The sequence below is a fragment of the Spirosoma flavus genome, from assembly GCF_054778555.1.
Genome location: NZ_BAAGZL010000002.1, coordinates 196733 through 220208, shown reverse-complemented (window position 1 = coordinate 220208; position 23476 = coordinate 196733). Strand labels below are relative to the sequence as shown.

At 47.1% G+C, this 23476-nt stretch carries 22 protein-coding genes; 12 read left to right on the top strand and 10 right to left on the bottom strand.

The window, feature by feature from the left end:
• Positions 1-46: 46 nt before the first annotated feature.
• From ACYVF1_RS09925 to ACYVF1_RS09910, 4 genes are all read right to left on the bottom strand, one after another.
• Positions 47-616, bottom strand: coding sequence for a helix-turn-helix domain-containing protein (locus ACYVF1_RS09925; protein WP_461078167.1), 570 nt, complete (start codon positions 614-616; stop codon positions 47-49).
• A 9-nt stretch (positions 617-625) separates the two neighbouring features.
• Entirely contained in the window at positions 626-2908 is a 2283-nt protein-coding gene (locus ACYVF1_RS09920) for a TonB-dependent receptor (protein ID WP_461078165.1), read from the bottom strand.
• A gap of 73 nt (positions 2909-2981) precedes the next feature.
• Positions 2982-3431: an HYC_CC_PP family protein gene (locus ACYVF1_RS09915; RefSeq protein ID WP_461078163.1), complete on the bottom strand. Its 450-nt coding sequence runs from the start codon at positions 3429-3431 to the stop codon at positions 2982-2984.
• Positions 3432-3594: 163 nt separating this feature from the next.
• Complete coding sequence (locus ACYVF1_RS09910; RefSeq protein WP_461078161.1) at positions 3595-4113, bottom strand: DUF4494 domain-containing protein; 519 nt, start codon at positions 4111-4113, stop codon at positions 3595-3597.
• Positions 4114-4399: 286 nt separating this feature from the next.
• Between ACYVF1_RS09910 and ACYVF1_RS09905 the strand changes: the two genes are divergently transcribed.
• Entirely contained in the window at positions 4400-5794 is a 1395-nt protein-coding gene (locus ACYVF1_RS09905) for an alpha/beta hydrolase family protein (protein WP_461078159.1), read from the top strand.
• Positions 5795-5900: 106 nt separating this feature from the next.
• On the opposite strand, the gene ACYVF1_RS09900 is transcribed toward ACYVF1_RS09905, so the two are convergent.
• The 4 genes from ACYVF1_RS09900 to ACYVF1_RS09885 all read right to left on the bottom strand — a co-directional run bounded on the left by ACYVF1_RS09900 (position 5901) and on the right by ACYVF1_RS09885 (position 10768).
• On the bottom strand, positions 5901-7940 hold the full coding sequence (locus ACYVF1_RS09900) for a M3 family metallopeptidase (RefSeq protein WP_461080715.1): 2040 nt from the start codon (positions 7938-7940) through the stop codon (positions 5901-5903).
• A gap of 296 nt (positions 7941-8236) precedes the next feature.
• Positions 8237-8716 (bottom strand): hypothetical protein, encoded by a 480-nt coding sequence (locus ACYVF1_RS09895; protein WP_461078157.1) that lies wholly within the window; start codon positions 8714-8716, stop codon positions 8237-8239.
• A 192-nt stretch (positions 8717-8908) separates the two neighbouring features.
• Positions 8909-10180, bottom strand: a complete 1272-nt coding sequence (locus tag ACYVF1_RS09890; protein ID WP_461078155.1) for a dicarboxylate/amino acid:cation symporter — start codon at positions 10178-10180, stop codon at positions 8909-8911.
• A 69-nt stretch (positions 10181-10249) separates the two neighbouring features.
• Complete coding sequence (locus ACYVF1_RS09885) at positions 10250-10768, bottom strand: acyl-CoA thioesterase (RefSeq protein WP_461078153.1); 519 nt, start codon at positions 10766-10768, stop codon at positions 10250-10252.
• Between the two features lie 209 nt (positions 10769-10977).
• Here ACYVF1_RS09885 and ACYVF1_RS09880 point away from each other — a divergent pair, with 209 nt between their 5' ends.
• From ACYVF1_RS09880 to ACYVF1_RS09870, 3 genes are all read left to right on the top strand, one after another.
• Positions 10978-11427: a DUF2147 domain-containing protein gene (locus ACYVF1_RS09880; protein ID WP_461078151.1), complete on the top strand. Its 450-nt coding sequence runs from the start codon at positions 10978-10980 to the stop codon at positions 11425-11427.
• A 102-nt stretch (positions 11428-11529) separates the two neighbouring features.
• Positions 11530-12684: a flavin-containing monooxygenase gene (locus ACYVF1_RS09875; protein WP_461078149.1), complete on the top strand. Its 1155-nt coding sequence runs from the start codon at positions 11530-11532 to the stop codon at positions 12682-12684.
• Between the two features lie 60 nt (positions 12685-12744).
• Positions 12745-12930 carry a CsbD family protein gene (locus tag ACYVF1_RS09870; protein ID WP_190887516.1) on the top strand — a complete coding sequence of 62 codons (186 nt, stop codon included), beginning with the start codon at positions 12745-12747 and terminating at the stop codon, positions 12928-12930.
• Between the two features lie 162 nt (positions 12931-13092).
• On the opposite strand, the gene ACYVF1_RS09865 is transcribed toward ACYVF1_RS09870, so the two are convergent.
• Positions 13093-14430, bottom strand: a complete 1338-nt coding sequence (locus ACYVF1_RS09865) for a Gfo/Idh/MocA family protein (protein ID WP_461078147.1) — start codon at positions 14428-14430, stop codon at positions 13093-13095.
• A 127-nt stretch (positions 14431-14557) separates the two neighbouring features.
• Complete coding sequence (locus ACYVF1_RS09860) at positions 14558-15421, bottom strand: sugar phosphate isomerase/epimerase family protein (RefSeq protein ID WP_461078145.1); 864 nt, start codon at positions 15419-15421, stop codon at positions 14558-14560.
• Between the two features lie 512 nt (positions 15422-15933).
• On the opposite strand from ACYVF1_RS09860, the gene ACYVF1_RS09855 reads away from it, so the two are divergent.
• The 8 genes from ACYVF1_RS09855 (at position 15934) to ACYVF1_RS09820 (ending at position 23472) form a co-directional block, all read left to right on the top strand.
• A complete protein-coding gene (locus ACYVF1_RS09855; RefSeq protein WP_461078143.1) occupies positions 15934-16164 on the top strand; it encodes a hypothetical protein in 231 nt (76 codons plus the stop codon).
• A gap of 135 nt (positions 16165-16299) precedes the next feature.
• Positions 16300-17619: a TolC family protein gene (locus ACYVF1_RS09850; RefSeq protein ID WP_461078141.1), complete on the top strand. Its 1320-nt coding sequence runs from the start codon at positions 16300-16302 to the stop codon at positions 17617-17619.
• A gap of 105 nt (positions 17620-17724) precedes the next feature.
• Positions 17725-18822 carry an efflux RND transporter periplasmic adaptor subunit gene (locus ACYVF1_RS09845; protein WP_461078139.1) on the top strand — a complete coding sequence of 366 codons (1098 nt, stop codon included), beginning with the start codon at positions 17725-17727 and terminating at the stop codon, positions 18820-18822.
• A gap of 108 nt (positions 18823-18930) precedes the next feature.
• Positions 18931-20181, top strand: coding sequence for an ABC transporter permease (locus ACYVF1_RS09840; RefSeq protein WP_461078137.1), 1251 nt, complete (start codon positions 18931-18933; stop codon positions 20179-20181).
• 107 nt (positions 20182-20288) lie between these two features.
• Positions 20289-20981, top strand: a complete 693-nt coding sequence (locus tag ACYVF1_RS09835) for an ABC transporter ATP-binding protein (RefSeq protein WP_461080713.1) — start codon at positions 20289-20291, stop codon at positions 20979-20981.
• Positions 20962-21984: a sensor histidine kinase gene (locus tag ACYVF1_RS09830; RefSeq protein WP_461078135.1), complete on the top strand. Its 1023-nt coding sequence runs from the start codon at positions 20962-20964 to the stop codon at positions 21982-21984. The genes ACYVF1_RS09835 and ACYVF1_RS09830 overlap by 20 nt, the downstream gene beginning before the upstream one ends.
• A gap of 81 nt (positions 21985-22065) precedes the next feature.
• A complete protein-coding gene (locus ACYVF1_RS09825; protein WP_461078133.1) occupies positions 22066-22605 on the top strand; it encodes a hypothetical protein in 540 nt (179 codons plus the stop codon).
• 291 nt (positions 22606-22896) lie between these two features.
• Positions 22897-23472, top strand: a complete 576-nt coding sequence (locus ACYVF1_RS09820; RefSeq protein ID WP_461078131.1) for a carboxymuconolactone decarboxylase family protein — start codon at positions 22897-22899, stop codon at positions 23470-23472.
• Positions 23473-23476 lie beyond the last annotated feature (4 nt).

The window sequence follows — 23476 nt, the reverse complement described above, 5'->3', positions numbered from 1 at the left end:
TGTCAATTCAATACGTATCGCTGGTGTTACGTTGCCTCAACCTGACCTAAATATCATCCAGACTCAGCCGCTGTACATCCGTCAGTTTTCGAAACTGCCCCGGTGTATACCCAGTCACCTGCCGAAACTGATTCGACAGATGCTGCACACTGCTGTAACTTAGTCGCCAGGCGATTTCGCTCAGGGTTAGTTCATCGTAACGCAGCCACTCTTTCACTTTTTCAATCTTCAGCGCAATGATGTATTTTTCCAGTGTATGCCCTTCGCTGGTCGAAAACAAACCACTCAGGTACGAATATTCATAGCCCAGCTTTCGCTCCAGAAAAGTCGAATAGTTCTCGGAAGCAAGCCGCTCGCCTTTAAGGTGTTGCACTTCGTTGATGAGCAAAATTTTGATATGCTCCACCAGCGACTGCTTCTTATCGGCCAGCAAATCGAACCCATTTTCCTGAAGTGTTCGTTGCACTTGTTCTATTGACAGATTTTCAGGCCATTTGGTCACGTTTACCTCGCCTAAATCCACTTTCTCCAGGGTAAGTCCCAACTTTTCAAGCTCTTCGCGTACCACCCGTCGGCAGCGATCACACACCATATTTCGGATGAGCAGGGTTGTCATACGTAGTGATTAGTTTTGGGGTTTAAAACGAAAACCTGCGTACACCATCCGACCCGTAATTGGCCCCCAAACCTGTGCTCCGGCGTCGAATCGGGCACTGAATGGGTCATTTGCTGCCACAATCGGGTTTGCCTGTCGGAAGCCCGTCAGATTTTCGCCACCCAGATACACTTCCCAGCCGCTTCGAAAAGCCCGGCTTACCTGAGCGTTCAAATTGTAAAAACCCGGTGCGGATTCGGTTGGCATTGCCTGATACGTGGTGTGAACGTAGCCCTCCCGCAGGTACGGAATTCGCCTTGGCCCATTCCATTGCAACGTAGCATCGACTTTCCATTTGTCATAAGGCAACGCATAAGCCGCATTCACTAAAACCCGGTCGCGGCTAATCATCATGCGGGGAAGCAGTCGCTCTTCGCCAAATGGACCGCCCATGCTTTGCCGTACGTCGAACAGGCGGTAAGCGGCCTTAACCTCCACCCGTTTGGCCGGCTGTAGGTTCAGTTCTGCCTGAAAACTATTGGCGTATGAGCGTGCTTTTGCGCCAAATTCGCTCAGGTTATAAAAGAAAAGCTCTCCAGGATGTTCGATATCGACAATGAGTTGATTCTGGAAATCAGTGCGGTAATAATCCAGCACCAGCGACGCTTTTTTACCCAGCAGACTAAAATCATTGGTTAAACTAAGCCCGTAATTCCAGGATGATTCAACCTGCAACTGTTTCGTCAGCACCACAAAACGCGAACTGACCAGATACCCAAAATTTTCGGCAAACGGGTTGGCTGTCCGAAAGCCTCGTCCTGCCGATGCCCGTAACGTAACACTCGGGCTCAGGTTGTATTTTAGGTGCGCTCGGGGAGTAAACTGCGTACCGAACAGGTTATGAAAATCGACGCGCCCCCCCAATACCAGTGTCAGTTTTTCAGGATAAGTATACGTGTATTCCAGAAACGCGCCCGGCACCGACTCCGTCCGCAGATAGTTCAGCGTGCGGTACAATTCCTTGTAATCGTCGAGCAGATAACTCAGTCCGGCTTTAAAACTATTGTTCGTGTTGCCAATAATGCTCTGGTAAATCAGGTTGGCGTAAAACGTCTGCTGGCGACCGTTGTACGGTACGTAGCCGAAATTGGCGGTTTGCTCATGGTGTACACCGTTCAGGATAAAGCCGAGTCCTTTGTAGGGTTTGTCGGGGTAAAGCTTCGCCGTTTTGGAGAAGAATTCCAGCCGCTTTGTTACGTTCCCAAACTGATACCGTGTATTCCCAAACCGACTAAGTTGACCACCGTCACGATCTTCGTACAAAGCCTTAACACCTACCTGCCCCATGAATCGTTCACCATCATATTTATAGCGGTTAACAGCGTTAACCTGCGTGTATAGTGGTAAATCGCGGAATCCGTCGCTATTCTGATCCAGTTCGGAACGTAGCGTACTGGCGTGTCCAAGCAGCCCAACGCTCCACTTTTTACTCAGCGGTTTCGACCAGTTGGCATTGCCTTCAACCCGTCCGAAGCTGTTGACGTAGCCATTCAGAAACAGCTTGTCCGTTGCATCTGATTTCTGAAGCTCTACGTTCATCTGACCGCTCATCGACTCGTACCCGTTCACCACCGAGCCGGCTCCTTTACCTACGTCGATGCTCGTGATCCAGGTGCCGGGTATATAACTTAAACCAAACGTAGTGGCCAGACCTCGAATCGCTGGAATATTTTCGACATTGGTTTGAACATATTGCCCCCCCAACCCCAGAAACTGAATTTGTCGGGCGCCCGTAACCGCATCGCTAAACGATACGCTGACGGAGGCATTGGTTTCGAAACTTTCGGAGAGGTTGCAGCAGGCAGCCTTCGCCAATGTCCGTTGCGTAATAAATTCAGTATGGATTGGATTAATCTGGTCGATTTTCCCGGGCGAACCGGAAATGGTCACCTCCTGAAGCGTTCGCTCACTACGTAGCGTGGCGGTAATGTCTGACGCTGGATTCGTAATGGTTAACGTATCCGATTGAAAACCAACGTAGCTAATAACCAATTGGCGAACGGTGGGATGAAGCATTACCCGAAACCGACCATCGGCCCCCGTTACGCCACCTGATCGAGTTCCAAGCCACAAAACTGTAGCACCCACCAGGGGTACTCGTTTATTTTTTACTAGTTCGCCCACACTACCCCGAACATTTCGAACTACGGTACGTAACGTATCAGGCTGACTGGCAACTGTTTGTATAGAATCGGACTGCGCCCAGGCCGGCAGTGTAACCGCCAGGGCAATCCAGAGAAAAAAGTAACGCATATGTTCGTTGATTTTGTAAAAGATAGTATACGCTCGTGATAAAATCACCAGCAAATCCCTCAAAATCAACGTATCATATCAGCAAACACTGAGCCAGCTTCAGAATATCGCGCCCGGAAAGCGATAAAGGGGGAGAGAAAATGGGCGTTGAAGCTGACGTTTCTGTATAAATCCAGTCGGTCAGCCAGGCCAGCAACGTAACAGCAATCGTATCAATCGGCTGACTAATTGCCTTGATACATTTAGCCGCCAACTGACTCAGCGATGACGATACATCAACGTTTTCGTAATACTGACTATCCTGACAGCATTTGTCGCGTTCAATTCTCGTCTGATCGGTTGGTGGCGTTTTTTTATGCGTAGTACATGATTTTGGCGGTTTCACATCGGAGAAAGCAACCACCATCGTTTTTTTCTTGCCCCGCATCTGACACGAGTGCTCAACCAGCCCGAAGCCGGTACTGCTCAGCAGCACCACGACGGCCATCACTACGTTGAACACCTGGAACAGAATACGTTTCATAGGGGCAAATATCCACAATTGCGGGGATTCGACGCAAGGGGCGACAACGGAAAGGCCGGAATTATGTAAAACGGGGCAATGAATCCTATAAAAGGTATGATGTATGAATTATGCCAGGATAAACCGGTCCACAATATCTCATACATCATACTTCATAGATCACTTATACGGTTTCCGGCTCAGGGCTTACCAACTCACTGAGGGGGCGCAGATTGCGGGAAGCCTCCTCCGAATAGGGGAAAATATCGAGAATTTTCGTTACGTTCACATCGGTGATTTCGAACGGATCGAGGGCGGTTTTGAGGCTTATTTCAACGAATTCATAAGCCTGTTTAACGTTTTCGGCATTCACAAGCATTACACTTGGCGTTTTCTTCTGTTTGCCGCTACGTTCATCTTCAGTAATGAACATGGCTTTAACCTTAAACCAGGTTTCGCCACCGTCTTCATTATGAAATACATCCGCCAGTTTCATGCGGTTGATGTTGGTAATTTCAAAATCAGGTGTGTTAGCCGCAATTTCCTGATATAGGCGCGTTTCGGCGTCGGTATAGCTAACGGCGTCAACCAGATAGGCTTCCGTTACGGATTTTTGCTTAATAAACTCTTCATTTCGGGTGCCGACATTCGAGTCGTCGATAGGCTGCTGATAGCGGATTTTTCCGAGAAACCAGTTTGGCATTTTTATGAATTTTGATACAAATAGATAACAAAAATACGGGGGTAAAGGTGCCGAAAAATACAGTCAAAAACCAGGTTAATCAGGCTTATTTAGGTGTAATTATTAACTGGTTATTGTACGTCCGTCGAACCTGTCAGGCCCACCCAGGTAGTAGGCTGATTGCTCAGAAAAAGCTGCTGACAGTCACTATCAATCTTGGCTACCTGTCACTAACTCTACTGAACTTGTTGTACTATTGTGCTGCTACGTGCATTGGCTATACTGAAGCACACTATCGACAACCTGTATGAAAAATATAATCCTGATTCTGATCATTTCATTACTAGCCCTTTCGACTCATGGCCAGGCCATTACGGGCCAATGGTTTGGCGCGCTACGTATTCCGGGCAATCAACAATTACGATTGGTCTTCAATATATCGAAAACTGACAATGGCTATTCGGCCACGATGGACAGCCCCGACCAGGGCGCCAGGGGCATACCCGCTACGTCGATCAGCTTCGAAGACCCTAAGTTGAGTATTGCGTTAAAAAATCTCTCCATCGAATACGCTGGTGAACTCAAGGGCGACAGCATTGCCGGTACGTTCAAACAGGGCAATTTTTCATTGCCCTTGACGCTCTCGAAAAAAGAAATAGCGAAAAAGGTAATCGCTCGACAGCAGGAGCCAAGCAAGCCATATCCTTATTATTCTGAAGATGTTACGTTTGATAATACATCAGCGAACATTACCTTGGCCGGTACGCTAACGCTCCCAAAAAAGGAAGGGAATTTTCCGGCTGTTGTCCTCATTACCGGCAGTGGGCCGCAAAATCGTAATTCTGAACTGGTTGGCCATAAGCCTTTTCTAGTACTTTCTGATTATTTAACCCGCAATGGTATTGCCGTGCTACGTTACGACGATCGGGGTGTGGCTGAATCGAAAGGAAATTTCAGAACTGCCACGTCAGCCGATTTTGCTACCGACGTAGCAGCCGCCGTTACGTATCTTAAAACCCGGAAAGAAATTAATCAGAAACAAATTGGGCTGATTGGCCATAGCGAAGGAGGCATGATAGCCCCTATGGTGGCCCAGCAATCAAAAGATATTGGGTTTATCGTCCTGCTTGCCGGTCCGGGTACACCGATCGACCAGTTGATGCTAACTCAACAGAAATTGATCGGAAAAGCCGCTGGTATGAGTGATGCCTTACTTCAGAAATCGCAGGAAATTAACAAAGGGGCTTTCGATATTGTCAAAAAATCGGCCAATGCTGATTCTCTTAAACGAGATTTAACGCGTTACTATAAGACGACAGAATCATCTTCAACCGCAAATTCATCCGGATCAAGTGCTGATGAACGTATTAAAGCAGAGGTAAATCAACTTTCAAGTCCGTGGATGACGTATTTTTTGCGTTATAATCCAGCCGTTGCCTTAGAAAAAGTGAAATGTCCGGTTCTGGCTCTCAACGGTGAAAAAGACTTGCAGGTTGAACCCAACGACAACCTAACGGCCATACGTAATGCACTTGCGAAAGCTGGTAATAAGAACGTAACAACTAAAGCATTACCGGGCCTGAATCATTTATTTCAGGAAAGCAAAACCGGCTTACCTGCCGAATACGGGAGCATCGAACAGACGTTTTCGCCGGTGGCGTTAGCTGAAATAACTGCCTGGATTCAGCAGCAAACGAAGTAAGTGCTTTTATAAGCAAAGGTGGCAGAGTTTGCATGGAGCAGGGTATCACCAACCCAGCCCCGTGCAATCTCTGCCACCTTTGCTTTATAAATTTTCCTGATTTGTTTTAAAGGATCAGACCGCTGCGTCGAAGCATGGCTTTGGGTGACGGTTCACGACCCCGGAATTTCTTATAGAGTTCCATGGGTTTTTCGGTACCGCCTTTTTCCAGTACGTTCTTACGGAAACTGTCGGCGGCTGCTTTATTATCCAAACCACCTTTCTCCTTGAAGAATTCAAACGCGTCAGCGTCAAGCACTTCACTCCATTTGTAGCTATAGTAACCAGCGGAATAACCACCCGCGAAAATGTGCGAGAAAGCGGGACTAATGGCTACGCCCTGCACGCGTGGGAACAGGTTGGCAACCGAATCAACTTTATTTTCTACGTCGGAAACGCTTTCACCATTCGGCTTGCTACCGTGATAATACATGTCGATCATTCCCAGGCGAAGCTGACGAAGATTATCCATGCCAGCCATAAAATTTTGGCTCGCCCGGATTTTTTCAATAAGCTCGTTCGGAATCACTTCACCCGTCTGGTAGTGTTTAGCGAACAGCTTGAGAGCTTCGGGATCGTAGCACCAGTTTTCCATCACCTGAGAAGGCAGTTCCACAAAATCGCGGGGAACGCTGGTACCACTCAGGCTTTCGTATTTGCCATTGGCCAGCATGCCATGCAACCCATGACCGAACTCGTGGAACAACGTAGTGACTTCGTAAAAAGTCAATAACGAAGGCTTCGTATCAGTCGGGCGGGTGAAGTTACAAACGTTCACTACGTGCGGCCGAATGTTTTCACCATTCTCAATTTTCTGGCCTTGTACGTTATTCATCCAGGCACCACTACGTTTGCCGGGGCGTGGGAAATAATCGCCGTAAAACACCGCCAAAAATTTCCCGTCTTTGTCAAATACGTCGAAGGTTTTTACTTCAGGATTGTAAACCGGAATATCTTTCCGCTCCTTAAACGTAACACCATACAGCTTGTTGGCAACTGTAAATACGCCGTTCAATACATTCTCCAGCTTGAAATACGGCTTTAGTGTTTCATCATCGAGGTCGTATTTTTCTTTTTTGAGCTTTTCTTTGTAATAGTTGTTATCCCAGGCCTGCAATTTATCGTCGGTAAAACCATGCGCTTTCGCGTAAGTTGTCAGTTCGAGCAACTGGCGCTCAGCAGCTGGACGGGCGTACGTAACAAGTTCGGTCAGGAAACCCTGTACTTTGTCTTTCGAACCCGCCATACTTTCTTCGAGAATAAAATCAGCGTGGGTTTTATAGCCCAGCAAGTTAGCCCGTTCGTAACGCAGGTTTACCGTTTTCTGGATAATGGACGAGTTATCGTTTTTATTGCCCTGAAAACCACGGCTATTGTAGGCCATATACAATTTCTTCCGCAGTTCACGATTATCGGCATACTGCATGAATGGGCCGTAGCTGGGAGCCTGCAATGTAAAGGCCCAGCCTTCTTTACCTTTTTGTTTTGCGGTAGCTTTGGCTGCTTCACGCGCAAAATCGGGTAATCCAGCCAATTCTTTTTCGTCCGTGATAACCATCACGTACTCATTGGTTTCGTTCAGTACGTTCTCGCCAAATTGCAGCGATAACTGCGACAGTTCTTTGTCGATGGCCCGGAGTCGCTCTTTACCTTTAACGTCCAGATTAGCTCCGTTACGCGCAAAACGTTTGTACGATTTTTCGAGCAGCATTGCACTTTCCGGATCGAGTTTCAGGCTGCTACGTTGTTCGTATACCGCTTTGATGCGGGCAAATAGTTTTTCGTTCAGTGTAATGTCGTTTCTATACTCACTAAGCATAGGCGACGCTTCTTTCACGATTTTCTGAAGTTCTGGGGAGGTTTCGGAGCTGTTCAGATTGAACAACACAGATGTTACTTTGCCCAGAAGGTCGCCCGCATCTTCCAGTGCGACAATGGTATTTTCGAACGTTGGTTTCGCCGGATTGTTGACGATGGCGTCGATATCTTTACGGCCCTGTGCAAGTCCTTCGGTAAGAGCAGGCAGGTAGTCAGCATTCTGAATTTTATCGAAAGGAGCCGTTTTATGCGGTGTTACGTACGGTACTAAAAAAGGATTCTGTGACATTTTAGGCTGCGACGGCGAAGGCTGGGCCAGGGTTGTAGTAGCAACGGCGGCCAGCAAAACGCCCATTTGCTTGATTCGTTGATGATTAAACATACAGTTTTGCGAAATGAGTTTCCTCGAAAAATACAAAACAAAGACAACTTTTACAATGCTTTGTTGCACAGAAGGTTATACAAAATGACGAATGGAAAACCAATTCACGCCAGCGCTCAAAACTCATAGCCTGATTGTGAGCAGCGTACATAAAAAAACAGCCAGCCAATTGGCCAGCTGTTTTTACCACTCCCTTCTCTTGCTCAATATCCGTAAGGATTTCTGTCGTATCCGCGCCCATTATCGTAGCCTCTTCCATAGCCACGTCCACGCCCGGCAGTACGTTCGTAAGGACGCATCCGGTCGATAACCCGGTCGCGTTGGTCAGGACGTAGCACCGCCATCATGTCGAAAAACTCACGCTGACGAGCCTGCCGGAGGAAATCGCGTTGGCGGGGATTACGTGGATCCAGACCCTGCGTTTGCTGATTGAACCGGTCGCGAACTCGCCGGATCTCCCGCTCCTGCTTACGAGACAGATTCAGTTCGCGATCCCACCAATCGAGGTGACGGTCAAACTGATAGTCGTCATAATCGTAGTTGTAATTTGGTTGCCCGTAATTCGGCTGACCATAGCCCGGTTGTTGCGGATAATTAGTATTGGGATAACCGTAGCGCTGGGCCGAAGCACCGGCAGAGAGAAGAACAACCAGCAGGGCGGTTGACATCAGGAGCTTTTTCATGGTAGTTAAATTTTTCAGGTTGTATTTGTCCCTTTGAAAAACTTACCATGAAAAGGTTTAATTTTTTATTCAAATATTTCCAAAACTATCCTAGAATGACAAAGATTGATCTGGCCCTCTGAGCCGGGCAGCCGGTGCCGAGCAATTCATCTTCATCATTCAGAATGATAAAAATTTATAAAAGACAAATTTTCAATAGTTGTATTCAGTCAATTCGTTTTTATCCTGTTTTTGAAGAACACGATTATAGCGCTCCCGGTCAAACTCATTTTCGTTGTTGGCGATAAATATCGTGGCCACCGTATTGCCAATAATGTTGGTGATGGAACGCGCTTCCGACATAAACCGGTCGACGCCCAACAAAAGCGCCAATCCCTCCACCGGAATTACTTTGATTGCCGTTAACGTACTGGCTAACACGATAAAGCCACTTCCCGTAACCCCGGCGGCCCCTTTCGACGTAATCATCAAAATACCAATGATGGTCAATTCCTGACCAATCGAAAGATCGACGCCAAAAACCTGCGCCAGAAAAACGGTAGCCATTACAAGATAAATCGTCGTGCCATCCAGATTAAACGAATACCCAGCCGGAACCACCAGCCCGACTACTGACCTCGAACAGCCGAGCGTTTCGAGTTTGTCCATAATCTGAGGAAGCGCCGACTCCGACGATGACGTACCAAGCACAATCAGCAACTCTTCCCGAATGAATTTCAAAACCGCCCAGAGACTGATCTTGTAATAACGTAGCAACAGATTAAGTATCAGAAAGATGAACAGAAACATAGTCGCATAAACGGTGCCCATCAGTTTGGCCAGCGGCAGCAACGTACTAAGCCCATACTTACCAATCGTAAACGCCATTCCACCAAAAGCGCCCAGTGGAGCCAGCACCATCACTACGTTCAAGATGTTGAAAAATACCTTCGAGATACGTTCAAACGTCTGAATTAAGGGTTTACCCGATTCGCCCATACGGGTTAGGCCAACGCCAAACAGAATCGAGAATACCAGTACCTGCAAAATATCGCCTTCGGCAAATGCTTTGATGGCGTTGTTCGGCACAATATGCAGGAAAAATTCGGTCCAGTCCATACCCGCACCCTGTTCGGTGTATTTGCTGACGTCACCGCCTTTCACTGCATTAGTCTGCACGCCGTCGCCGGGACGTATTACATTCGCCAGGATAAGTCCAATGATCAGCGCTCCGGTTGTGACAATCTCGAAGTAAAGAAGAGCCTTCCCTCCCACTCTGCCCACCTTCTTCAGATCGCCCATATTGCTGATTCCCAGCACAATAGTCAAAAAGATGATCGGAGCAATAACCATTTTAATCAGGTTGATAAACAGCTCGCCAAGCGGCCTGAGTTTGGAAGCTGTTTCCGGGAAAAAATAGCCGGTCAGAATACCTAACGTAATGGCAATCAGTACACGTACGGTCAGATTTTGGAAGATTTTCATGGAGAGATGAGCGATAGTAGTGCTGAACGATACGTGATGATGTTGCTGACGTATTGTTTATCACTTTCATCATTTATTAACTTCTTGGTTTTTTATTTCGCGGATACGGTCGTTGAAGTTAAGATTGGGGAAATCAATATGTGGTACCAAAATGGTTTCCAGCAACCCCGTTACCTTTTCATCGTGCGGGATACGCTTCCCGGTTAGAATGCTCACATATTTCGACGTAACCCAAAGTACATTTTTCAACTGCGTTTTCCCGTCGTCGGTCATGATGTACTCGGTTACGGTTGTGTCTTCATTAAAATAAATCAGCCGTGATTTGATACGTACCCATTCGCTCACCAACGCCGGTCGGACGTAGGCAATCTGATGCTGATACACAACCCAACTCGTTTTCAGCTCGCGAAATAACTGACCGGGGCTAAAATCATACAGCTTGGCAACCTGATCTTCACGGGCGTTGAAATAATAATCGAAGTATTTGGCGTTATTGAGGTGTTGCAGCGGATCGCAGTCCTGAAAACGGATAATCACACGTGATTCTGTTTCGGTTGGATAACTGCGGTTAGGGTCGCGTTTGAACATAAAACTTTGATTCTGAACCGGGATTTAACAGATTTTTGGATGTACAGGATTCTGCTCGCTGTAATTGCGTTTTTAAAGAAGCAAAACAAAATCCAGAAAATCCTTAAATCTGCTAAATCCCGGTCTAAAATCCTGAAAATCCATAAATCCGTTAAATCCCGATTCAGATTTCTTTAAGTTTGTTTATTTCCATTAATTCCTGAACACCCATGAAAACGATTCGCTTAGTATTGCCTTTACTTACATTATTTGTGTCGCTGGCAGCTTTTGCTCCCAAAAATGATGCCGATGCGGTAGTTGGCACCTGGCTCAACGGCACTAAAAAGGGGCATATTCAAATTTACAAACAAGGGGGCACGTATTTCGGTAAACTCGTCTGGATCAGCGAACCCAACGATCCGGCGACCGGCAAACCCAAAACCGACAGCCGAAACACGGATGCGTCGAAACGTTCGCGCCCGCTGATGAACATGGTTCTGATGTACAATTTTAAATTCGACGGTGACAACGTCTGGAGCGACGGCAAAATTTACAATCCTGAAGATGGTAAAGAGTATAATTGTAAAATGACGCTGCAAGATCCTAATACGTTATCAGTCCGTGGCTACGTCGGCATTTCACTCCTGGGAAAAACCCAAACCTGGACGAGAATAAAATGAGTTACAGGGTTATATAGTTGTAGGGAAGGTTAAAAAAGTGGCTATATATAAACATTACAACTCTGTAACTTTATAACTGTATAACCCTATAACTTTTCAACAATGCACACGCCAACGTTAATCATTGGAGCGGGGCCAGCAGGGTTGGCAATGGCCGGACAACTGGCTCAATTGAAGCTGCCGTTTACAATTCTGGAAGCGAGTGAACACATTGGCTTAAGCTGGCGTAATCATTACGACCGTTTACATCTGCATACAGTAAAACAGTTTTCCGCTCTGCCTCATTTACCTTATCCGGCCAATTATCCGCAGTATGTTTCACGGCTGGAGTTTGTGGAATACCTCGAACGCTACGCCGAACACTTTGGCATAAAGCCGCTTCTGAACCAGAAAGTGATACGTATTCAACGCGCTACGTTAGCCGATGGTACGTCGGAAGGCTGGCAGGTAGCTACTGAAACCGATACGTTCACCGCCGAACGGGTGATTGTGGCTACAGGTTACAATCGGGTGCCGAACGTAGCAGATTTACCCGGCCAACGTAACTTCCGGGGTATTGTCTGGCATAGCTACGAATACAGAAATGGCGCTCCGTTTCGCGACGAAAACGTATTGGTTGTAGGTATGGGCAACACGGGGGCAGAACTTGCTCTTGATTTGCTGGAAAACGGCGCACGGCCGTTTGTTTCGGTACGTAGCACGATTAACTTAATTCGACGGGAAATATTTGGCCGACCTGTCCAGACAACAGCCATTTTATTGGGTAAACTTCCGAACTGGCTTTGTGATATTCTGGCAGGAATTTCCCAAAAATTAACGGTGGGCGACGTATCGGCCTATGGTCTTGGCAAACCCGCTCATGCACCTACGTACTACAGTCGCCGGGGTAAAACTCCTGTTATTGACATTGGTACTCTCGACCAGATTAAGGGGGGTAACATTAAAGTTGTGCCGGGGATCGCCCAGATCAACGCAAAAACCGTTACGTTCACCGATGGCCGCGAACTTCCCTTCGATGCTATCATACTGGCGACTGGCTATCGTCCAGGACTTACTACTTTTTTTTCGAATCAACTGGCAGAAAAAATCCTGAACGAACGTGGTTTTCCTAAAAGTCTGTGGTTCAGCGATCCTACGCTGCGCGGACTTTATTTTCTGGGCTTTACAGTTCCCGTAACAGGCGTACTTTATCAACTTAACGTCGACTCAAAACGTATCGCACAGTACATCACAGAAAACAATTCTGTCTCGGCATAGTTCTATTTACGTAATCAGGAAGATTACAGAATTCAATCAACGTTTTAATAAATTACTACCATGAACGAGACCACAATCAAAGGAGGCTGGAACGAGCTTAAAGGTAAAATCAAACAGGCTTACGGTGACCTCACCGACGACGATCTGACCTACGAAGAAGGCAAAGAAGACGAAATGTGGGGTAAAGTCCAGCAAAAAACGGGCAAAACGAAAGACGAAATCAATAAAGCCATCGCTGATCTATAGTCAGTAATGGTGCAAAAAACTGAAAGCCCGAATCTGTCGATTCCGGCTTTCAGTTTTTATATAGACCAGGTTTGAAAGGATTTTCAGGATTTGTCTACTTTGTCAAAGGTGGCGTAGTAAACATAATCCTGAAAATCCTTTTGATCTTACTGAAATCCAGGTTTAGAAAGGAGGCTCCCAACCCTTTTCGTATTGTCGACTCCACAATTTCATGGCGTCAGCGTCTTTAATGTGGCCGTTTTTGGTATCGACCGCAAATGATTTTTTGGTTCGGAATGCAATGTTTGCCAGGTGACAAAGCAGCGTACTTTTAGCGCCCTCAGCTATAGGTGACGCCTGTTTTTCCTTACCCCGAATGGCTTCGAAGAAATTCATTACGTGCCGGGTAGTCATATCGCCCCCACCCCCAAGTGCCGTACCGGCTTCGGAACCTTTCGCTTTGCTGTCTTTAACAACCTTGCCTTCGCGTGAGTAGAGCGTATACCCATCTCGATCAACGTAAACAGTGCCGTTGGTACCGTAAATGTACGTTCCCCGGTCGCTGCCGAACGTTTTCTGACCGTTGCGGCTATTACCATCCCACTTAATGATTTTATCGCCCGGAAAACGGAACGTAGCATCCATGGTATCGTACATTTCCCAGCCATCTTCCGCGAAATACCGCTTAGCCGCTTCCACGGAAACGAATTCCGGATATTCGACCTGCAATGCCCAGCGTGCTACGTCCAGTTCATGCGTAGCGTTGTTACCTGCTTCGGCGGTACCGTACGTCCAGCCATACCAGTGCCAGTTATAATCCCAGGTTTCGGAAGTGTATTCCCGACGAGGAGCCGGTCCCTGAAACAGATCCCAGTCCAGTCCATCGGGAACGGGCGCTTTTTTCTGATGTGGCACCTCACCGCGGGCACTGGCGTAGAAAGCCACCGCCTTAAATGGCTTGCCAATAACGCCATTATGAATCTGTCCGATAATATCAATCGACTCCGCTGACGAGCGTTGCTGGTTACCCATCTGGATAACTTTCCCTGATCTTTTCTGAAGTTCAGTCAGAATTTCGCCCTCACGGGGATTGTGGCTACAGGGTTTTTCAACATATACGTGCTTACCGCCCTGCACCGCCAGCCACGTACCAGGTGCATGCCAGTGATCGGGTGTTGCGTTGAACAGTACGTCGACGTTTTTATCAGCAATAACTTTGCGGATGTCATTTTCCAGTTTCGGGGTATACGTAATGTGCTTTGAAAATTTCTGCACCGCCGACTCCCGCTGCTTTTTCATTACGTCGCACAGATAGACGAGCTCAACGTTGCTTTCTTTTTTGCCAATAGGCTCATAATAAGCGCCTAATCGCCGACCCAAACCGGCAATTGCTACGTTCAACCGTTCGTTAGCACCGATGATTTTAGCATAGCTTTTGGCGGGCATCCCCATCCCGCCTATGCTTATACTGGCCGCTCCCAAAGCAGCTTTTTTCATAAACTCTCTCCGCGAGTTTTCCATGTCTTTTTATAAGTGATAAGTTTTAGAACGATACGTGATGAACGATGAATGATAAGTTGACCGACGCCAGCAATTCTTGAGTGCGTCGGCCAATTTATCATTCATCGCTTATTACTCATCACTATTATTATGCTTTGCGTTTGCCGGATTTTGTGGCATCGCAGACACCTTTGAAATAGCCAACTGACTCGGCGATTCCTGCCAGCGGGTCTTTCATATCTTTTTCATATTCAAGGCTGCAACTGCCGTCGTATTTGATTTTACGTAGCATACCAACGAAGGCAGGAATATCAATCACACCCCGGCTCAGTTCGCAGGTTTTTCCTTCTTTTGAAGCTGCTGTTACGTTCTTCAGGTGAATGTCAAAGATACGTTTGGCGTATTTCTCCAAATCGGCAATGGGGTCATCACCAAAACGAGCGTCGTGGCCCATATCAAAACAAAGGCCGATACGTGGGTCCAGGTCCTTCACCGCATCGATTACCGACTTGGCGTTTGGCCATAGTTTAATGTCAGGACCATGAATATGAATGGCATAGCGCATATCATACTCCTTCACTTTTTTGTCGATAAGCGGCAACAAGTCTTCATTAGGCACCCCCACAATAAGCTTTACACCGACGCGCTTCGCATAGTCGAATCCGTTGTCGATTTCTTCCTTTGTTTTCATGTAGATGGGACCCACCGCATAGCCCGTTACGTTCGACTCTTTCAGCTTTTCGTGAAAGGCTTTAATCTGCTCTTCGTTGCTGTTGAGCGGAAGATGGAAATCTTTGATACACAGATAGCGTACATCAACTTTCCGCATCATCTCCAGCGACTGATCGAGTTTGAAGTTAACAAACGTGAATCCAGCCATGCCCAGCTTAAATAAATCCTCGCCAGCAGCTTTGTTATGATTGGGAGCTGCAACAGACGTAATGGCTGGTGCTATACTTGCCAGTGCGAATGAACCACCAGCGTTTTTAAGAAATGTTCGTCGTGTAGTCATGAAATGTGACGGATAACTCAGAAAGGGATTTCCCGATTAAAAACGTCTAAAACCGTTTTTCTACTGACAGTTTCGGTTATAATTGAACTGACTGGATAAGATGCCCTTTTCTATCAAAATTTAATTCTGCCCTAAAAATAGGTATTGCACTCTGTGACTAATTAAGGAAGTGTATGTCTTTAGTAGGTCCATGAATCATTATCCCAAAAACAAAACCATTTACACCGACGAAGGTCGTGCTGAAATTTTCTTTCAAACGATAAACCTTGATCACTATCTGACAAAATACCTTCAGGACCTCAGCAAGTCTGACAATAAGCGTTTTCACCGGCTAACCTTTGGAGAGATTATTAAAGTACTAAGCCAGGGGAATGTTCTAATACAGAAATACGCTGATGCGAAAAAGAAGTACTTTGCTGTTTCTCAATATGAAGGCAGATATTATTATATCGTGTTTTATTTAGAAAAGCGACAAGACTGTGATAAATTGTTTGCTATAATCGTTACGTGCTATGCCACAAACAACAAAGACATCCACCAGCGTTACGAAGCGCAACTCAAAAAAAACAGTATCCGATTTGGATAACGAGTTGGGCATTTCAGAGCCTTATTGGAATTCAGACCCAACAACGATGATGATGCGCGTTGATGGAAAGTATTACAAATTCGATGCGGAGGGTAACCCCTATCGCTTTTACCCACCGGGATTGCGAAAGCCGCGCAAAAAATTGCCCTCAGAATAACTGCCGGAGTCACACACTCCGGCTTTTTCATGCCCAGAAACGTCAGCTTAATCGTAGTTTTTACCGGCTTCGTGAATATCTCGCTTACCTGAATCGCAAAAACCTATTTCCTTTGGCTCACCATTCGCGCTGATTATGAATAGGTTTCTCGTTATATTATTTCTTTTCTGCTCCATTACTGCCAATGCGCAAACGGTTGTCGCTACGGTTCAGGAAGCACTCGCGCTAGCCCGACGTAATAACCCGGAAATCCTGAATGCTCGGCAGAATCGGCAGGTACAAACCCAGCAACTAAGTGCCACCCGCGCCAATCTGTTACCGCAGGCTCGTTTCTTTACCAACTTCGATTACAACTACGCGCTGCCTGTGCAACTGGTGCCAGCCGAGTTTTTGCCGGGTGGTAAACCGGGCGAATTTCGGACGCTTCAATTCGGCCTCCCTTACGTACTGGCTGCCGGAGTAGAAGTTAACGTACCAATTGTAAATCGCCCCGCCCGCGCTGACATCGGTATTACCGACCAGAATCTAAGAATTACCGATAGTCAGAATCTGGTGCTTCAGGATGAAATTTCGACGCAGACGGCCCGGGTGTATCATGCTACGTTGCTTACCGGTTCGGCCATTACGTTGACCAAACGCAACCTTTCTGCGGCTGATACGCTCACGCAGATTGCCCGCGAAAGATTGGCTAAAGGCTTGATTGAACCGCTGGAATACAACCGAATACGTTCAGTTCAGCTGACCACCGCCGACGTTCTGTATCAGAATGAACTGGCCTACACTCGGAACCTCAATCAATTGAAACTCATATTGGGGCTGGCACCTGCCGATAGTCTGGTATTGTCCGAAAATCTGTCTACACGATCAACAGGTTCACCAATTCCAACTACCGATTTACTGTCCGTTGAACGACCGCAGATTATACTTCAACAGGCACGAATTGAACTCGCACAACTTCAATTGAACCGGGAGCGATTACAACGTTGGCCTACTTTGTCGGCCTACGGCCGCTATATGGAGCAGGCTCAGCGGAATCAGATTAACTTCTTAAATACCTCCCAACCGTGGTATCAGATTGGTGTAGCGGGTTTACAGTTCAATTGGTATCTGTATACAGGCGGGTTACGTAACAGCAATTTAATCCGCGCCAAATTACAAATTAAAGCCGCCGAAATCGCCCTTGCTTACGAACGTAACAAACAACAAACGGACAATGAAGACATACGTAATACGTTCAATCAGGCGGTACGCTCGTTGGATTTAAATCGTCAAAATTACGAACTCAGCAGCCAGAACGTACAAATTGCCCTCGTTAAATACCGATCCGGATTGTTCGCTTACGATCAGTATCTCAACGTGTTCAATGAAGCACTAACAGCTCAGAATCGCTATCTAAACAATTTATCGAACGTGTTTATCAACCAGACGATTTTACAAATCCGTAACGGTCAATAGAGAGGTTTACAGTCGTCCATTTACTGATTTAAAAAAAGGATTTTAATACGTATCAATATCTGTAAACTGCCAGCAGTAAACAGAAAACAGTAAATCTGAACATTGATGAAAACTGCATTCTACCAATTTATATTCTTCATACTGATCTGCGCTGGTTGTAAACGTAGTGAAGAAGGCACATCGCCAACGTATCGAGAATTGACAGAAGCGGTGTATGCGTCGGGAAATGTGTATCCACGTAACGAATATACCGTAACGGCCGATGCGGCCGGTGTACTGGAAAAACGCCTGATTAACGAGGGCGATTCCATCCACCAGAGTCAGTTGTTATTTGTGCTGGAAAGCGCTTCTGAAGATGCCCGCCAGGAGGCAGCTGCCAACGCTTACCGACAGGCCCGGGCTAACCTCAGCACCAATTCGCCCGTGCTGGCCGAACTAGAAGCGCAGGTACGTAACGCCCGCACCCGGCTCGCCAACGACTCGATTAACTACAATCGGTTTCGCGAATTATACGCTCAGAACGCTACATCCAAAGCCGAACTCGAACGGGCCGAACTCAACTTTACGCTCTCACGGAATAACCTTCGGGCGCAGCAAAATACGCTGGCACGTAGCCGCGACCAGATTCGTCTCGACGTAGCAAACAACAGGAGTCAACTGGTAAGCTCGGAAGTAGCGGGACGTAACACGCGCATTCGCAGCTTTGTCAATGGGAAAGTATACGAAGTTTATAAAGACCCCGGCGAGGTAGTACGTATCGGCGATCAGTTAGCGCTGGTTGGCAGCGGAAATCAGCTTTATGCGCAATTGTCAGTCGATGAGAGCGATTTCGGGCGGCTTCGGATTGGACAGGACGTAGTACTAAAGGCCGACATATATGGCGAAAAAACGTTTAAAGCCCGCGTTAGTAAAATCTATCCTAAACTCAACCGTACCGATCAGTCCTTCCGGGTCGACGCTGAGTTTGTGGGTGAAAAACCCGATTCTTACTACGGCCTAACCGTAGAAGCCAATATCATAATTAGCCAGAATGACCACGTACTGACCATTCCGAAATCCTACGTCATCGGCGCCGACAGCGTACTGATTGAGCAGAATGGAAATAGCCAAAAAATCAAATTCCAGAAAGGCGCCGAAAACTTCGATTTTGTGGAAGTGAAAGGCGGCTTAACGGAGAAGACAAAACTAATTTTAAATGAGTAAAATTAAAGAGCGAAAGAACGAAAGAGTGAAAGCGCGTACAGCTAGCGACACCCATTCAACCTTTCATTCCCCTGCTCTTTCACTCTTTCGTTCTTTCGCTCTTTCACCATGGACATACGTATCGCATCACAAATTGCCCGGACCCATTTGCTGGCAAAAAAGCGGCAAACGCTTGTTGCTATGCTCGGCGTTACGTTCGGAATTGCCATGTTCATTACGATGATATCGTTTATGCAGGGCGTGAATCAATTTCTGGAAGATTCGGCGCTGGACGCCAGTCCGCACATTCGGATGTATAACGAAGTGAATACCCAGCGACCAAGTTTAATTGAACAATTGAAACCCGGTCAGTTTAACGTCGTATATCACCAGAAACCGAAAGACGAACAGGCACGTATCAAGAATGGAATTGCCATTGCCGAACGGGTTGAGAAAGAATCAGGTGTGCTTGGCGTTTCGCCCCAGGTTGCCACGCAGGCATTTTACAATAATGGTCCAATTCAATTGTCGGGAACAATTTCGGGTGTAGATATTGAGCGGGAAAACCGGCTTTACCGATTGACAACCCGGTTAAAGTCTGGGTCCATTAATAGTCTGAAAACCAATCCCGATGGGCTAATTATGGGCGTGGTATTGGCTCGTAAACTCAACGTTCGCGTTGGCGATAAAGTTAGTGTTACTACGCCCGCCGGAGGAACGCGGATTCTGCGGGTGGTCGGTACGTTCGGGTTTGGCGTTGGCACAGTCGATAACACCAAGAGTTACGCCAACCTGTCGACGGTTCAGGAAATGCTTCAGAAAGATCCGAGCTACATTACTGACATCCACATCAAAATGATTGACCCGCTTCAGGCGCTTCCGTTTGGCAAGCGGCTTCGGGCCATGTACGGCTATTACACCGAAGACTGGGCAACCGCCAACACGGCCATTCTGGCGGGCGAAAAGATACGTAACGTCATGACGTTTGTCGTATCGATGACCTTGCTGGTCGTGGCGGGGTTCGGCATTTACAACATCATGAACATGACTGTCATCAATAAAATCAAAGACATCGCCATCCTCAAAGCCACTGGTTTCGACGGAAAAGATATCGTCGCTATTTTTTTGCTGCAGGCGGTTTTCATTGGTTTATCGGGTGGCTTGCTGGGGCTTTTTATTGGTTTTGGCCTGAGTTACATGCTGTCTATCACCCCATTCGATGCGGGCGATTTCCTAAGCATTAAAACATTCCCCGTCATTTTCGACGGGAAATACTACGTTATGGGCATCCTGTTCGGTGTCATCACCACCGTTCTCGCTGGCTTTCTTCCATCCCGAAAAGCCGCGCAGGTAGACCCGGTGTCGATACTACGTGGTTAGGTCATTAAAGAGCGAAAGAGTGAATGAGCGAAAGAGCGATAAACTCCAGCAGCTTTTCACCGCTCCGGGGGGCCGGTCTTTCGCTCATTCACTCTTTCGCTCTTTAAATTATGTCTGTTCTTTCTGCCAAGCATATTAACAAATACTTTTACGACCCGGAGAAATTTCAGGTTCTGAAAGATGTTACGTTCGACGTACAGACAGGTGAATTTCTGTCTATTGTTGGAAAATCGGGTTGCGGTAAATCGACCTTGTTGTATTTGCTGTCAACTATGGATACGGATTATGAGGGGCAGATTGAAATGGCCGGTACGCCGTTGAAAGGACGGAATCAGGATTTTCTGGCGCACTTTCGCAACGAACACCTGGGATTTGTATTTCAGTTTCACTTTCTGCTTCCGGAATTTTCGGCCCTGCAAAACGTTATGTTACCCGGACTGAAACTTGGCAAATATTCAGAAAAAGAAATAGAAGAACGGGCCATGGAAAAACTCCGGTTGATTGGCATGGCCGATTTCGCCCGGAAATCGGCCAGTAAGTTATCGGGTGGACAGCAGCAGCGGGTGGCTATTGCCCGCGCCCTCATCAACGACCCGACCATCATTATGGGCGATGAACCAACCGGTAACCTGGACAAAGCAAATACCGAAAATGTGTTCTCAATTTTTCGGGATCTGGCTCAGAAAGGCCAGACCATCATTGCCGTTACGCACGATCCTGATTTTGCCGACGGAACTGACCGCGTAATCGAAATGTCGGACGGAATGATTATCGCCAGTCATGAAAATAAAGTTCAATAAATACGTCGAAGTCCTGTTCTTATGGATGGCTCTGGCAGGAATTGTGGCTCGTCAGTGGCTTATTCCAAATATATCGTGGGAGCTACAGGTCCTCCTGTTTTTTTCATCGTTCTTCGTTTTTAACGTCATCTGGGTTTTTCATTATCGGTTAAATGAATGGCTCAATCGAATTCTTCCGTTCGAAAAAAATGTCCAATGGCGCGTACTGGTTCAACTCGTTGGCGGTTGGTCAATTGTCAAGACTATCTTCTTTATTGTGGGGTATGTAGTCGTTACGTACGTCGTACCGGAGATATTGGCGCAATTCAATCGCTTTACCATCATCATCATTTCGCTGCTGGTTTTTCTCGTCAATACAGTTACGTGTCTAGGCTTCATTGCCAGTCATTTATTGACCCAATGGCAGAAAAATGCATTACGTGCAACCCAACTCGAAAAAGAAAAAGTGCAGGTGCAGCTCGACAGCCTGAAAAACCAGATCAGTCCACATTTTTTGTTTAATAGCCTCTCGTCGCTCGACAGCTTAATTGACGACAACCCGGCGCTGGCGCGCCAATTTCTGCAACAATTGTCGAAGGTATTCCGCTACGTATTGCAACACAAAAACAAGGCGCTGGTATCCGTCGAAACGGAACTGGCGTTTATCAAAAACTACGTATCACTCCTGAAGACGCGCTTCGACGGGCAGTTTATTGTAAAGTGCTACGTTGGTGATGACGCCCTTGAGCAGCAGATTGTGCCGGTTACGCTCCAGATTCTGATTGAAAACGCTATCAAGCACAACGTCATCAGCGAAGCCCACCCTCTAATTGTCACCATCAGCGCCAGCGACGGTTTTCTGAACGTATCAAATCCGGTTCATCGTAAACGACAGGTTGAAACATCGAATAAGCAGGGACTTGAGAATCTAAAACAATTGTATAGTTATCTAAGCCCGCAGCCAGTTGAATTTGACGAGAAAGAGGCTGTTTTTCAGGTACGTGTGCCTCTCGTGGCAAAATGAGGATACTACAGATAAGGCCGGTTGGTAGCTTGCTTTAAAATTTAGTATTATTATTGGAAAAAATTCCCCTGAAGTATCCGCGTGAAGAAGGCTCTATCGGTTGGTCTGGTTTGCTTGCTATTAAGCCACGTGCTGGCTTATATGCTGGTGTGCGTTGGCACCTGGTGGCAGGCCGAACACGACCTTTCCAAACGGCTTCAGGTGTATCGTTCGGTCGATAGTATTGTTGAGTTCCAGATTCCTCTTAAAGATAAGCCCGATGCCAACGCGATTACCCGCACTACGTCGGATGGCTTCACGCACCGAGGGCAGTACTATTCAGTAGTCAGCATGAGCATTGCGGGTGATACGTTGTATATCGCTGGCCTGCAAACGGAAAGTAATTCGTTCTGGCAGAGCGACTTACTATCATTCATGCAGGAGCACGTAACAGGCCCCGACGATTCCCCGAAAAAGGCCAATACGTTACTGAAATTTTTGCTTAAAGAATATTCGCCGACCCCGCGCCTTGCCTTCTGTTTCAATTCGCCAGCTTGGCGTAACCACATTCGGATTCCCGAAAAACCGCTTCTATCCCGTCAGTTGGCCCTACGCGTTTCTTCTCCTCCGCCCGAAGCCTGACCGGTATTTTCTCTTCCGTTTTGTGTCCCTCGAAGCAGTCGCATTCTGTTGACTGAACGTAGCAACGTTGCCTTACACGTAGCGTCGATTCATTACGGTATGCAGAATGATCAGCAGCACAGACGACCCGTTTTGTCTGGAAAGTACGATTTCTGAAATCGTTTAGTCGTTTCTGCGCGCCGTCACGACGCAGGAAACGATAGGCCTTCTATTTACTGACAATGACCAGGTTAGCACAAATTCGCTACGTCTGATAGCGACCCGTGGCTAACTTCTATACAACATTAAATCATGCCTCATATTCCTTTACCGGATCATTTACCGGGTATTACGGGCTTGCTCGAATACCGGCTCGATACGGCCATGCCAATTCGGGAACTTACCCAGATCCTGCTACGTGGTGAATCGACACTGACACAGGGCGAACGCGAGCTAATTGCCGCCCTGGTGTCGTCGCGAAACTGCACCAACTTTTGCAATGCCGCCCATACAAAAGCCGCTGACCTGCTGCTGGGCGACGATACAACTGCAAGGGCGGTGAAAGCCGATATCGAAACGGCGCCCGTGAGCGAGAAGATGAAAGCCCTGCTGCAAATTGCCGCTCAAACTCAGAAATCGGGTCGGGCCGTTACGTCGGAAGCTGTGGCCCGTGCTCAAAAAGCCGGTGCTTCCGACCGCGAAATTCATGATACGGTACTGATTGCCGCGCTGTTTTGCCTGTACAACAAATACGTTGATGGTATGGCAACTGTAACGCCCACCGACCCAGCTTATTATGATACGCTGGGCGACCGTATTGTGCACCGTGGCTATACTCGTCCGCCGGGAGGTTATCCGGCACCACAGAGTTCATCAAGTAATTCATAATTAA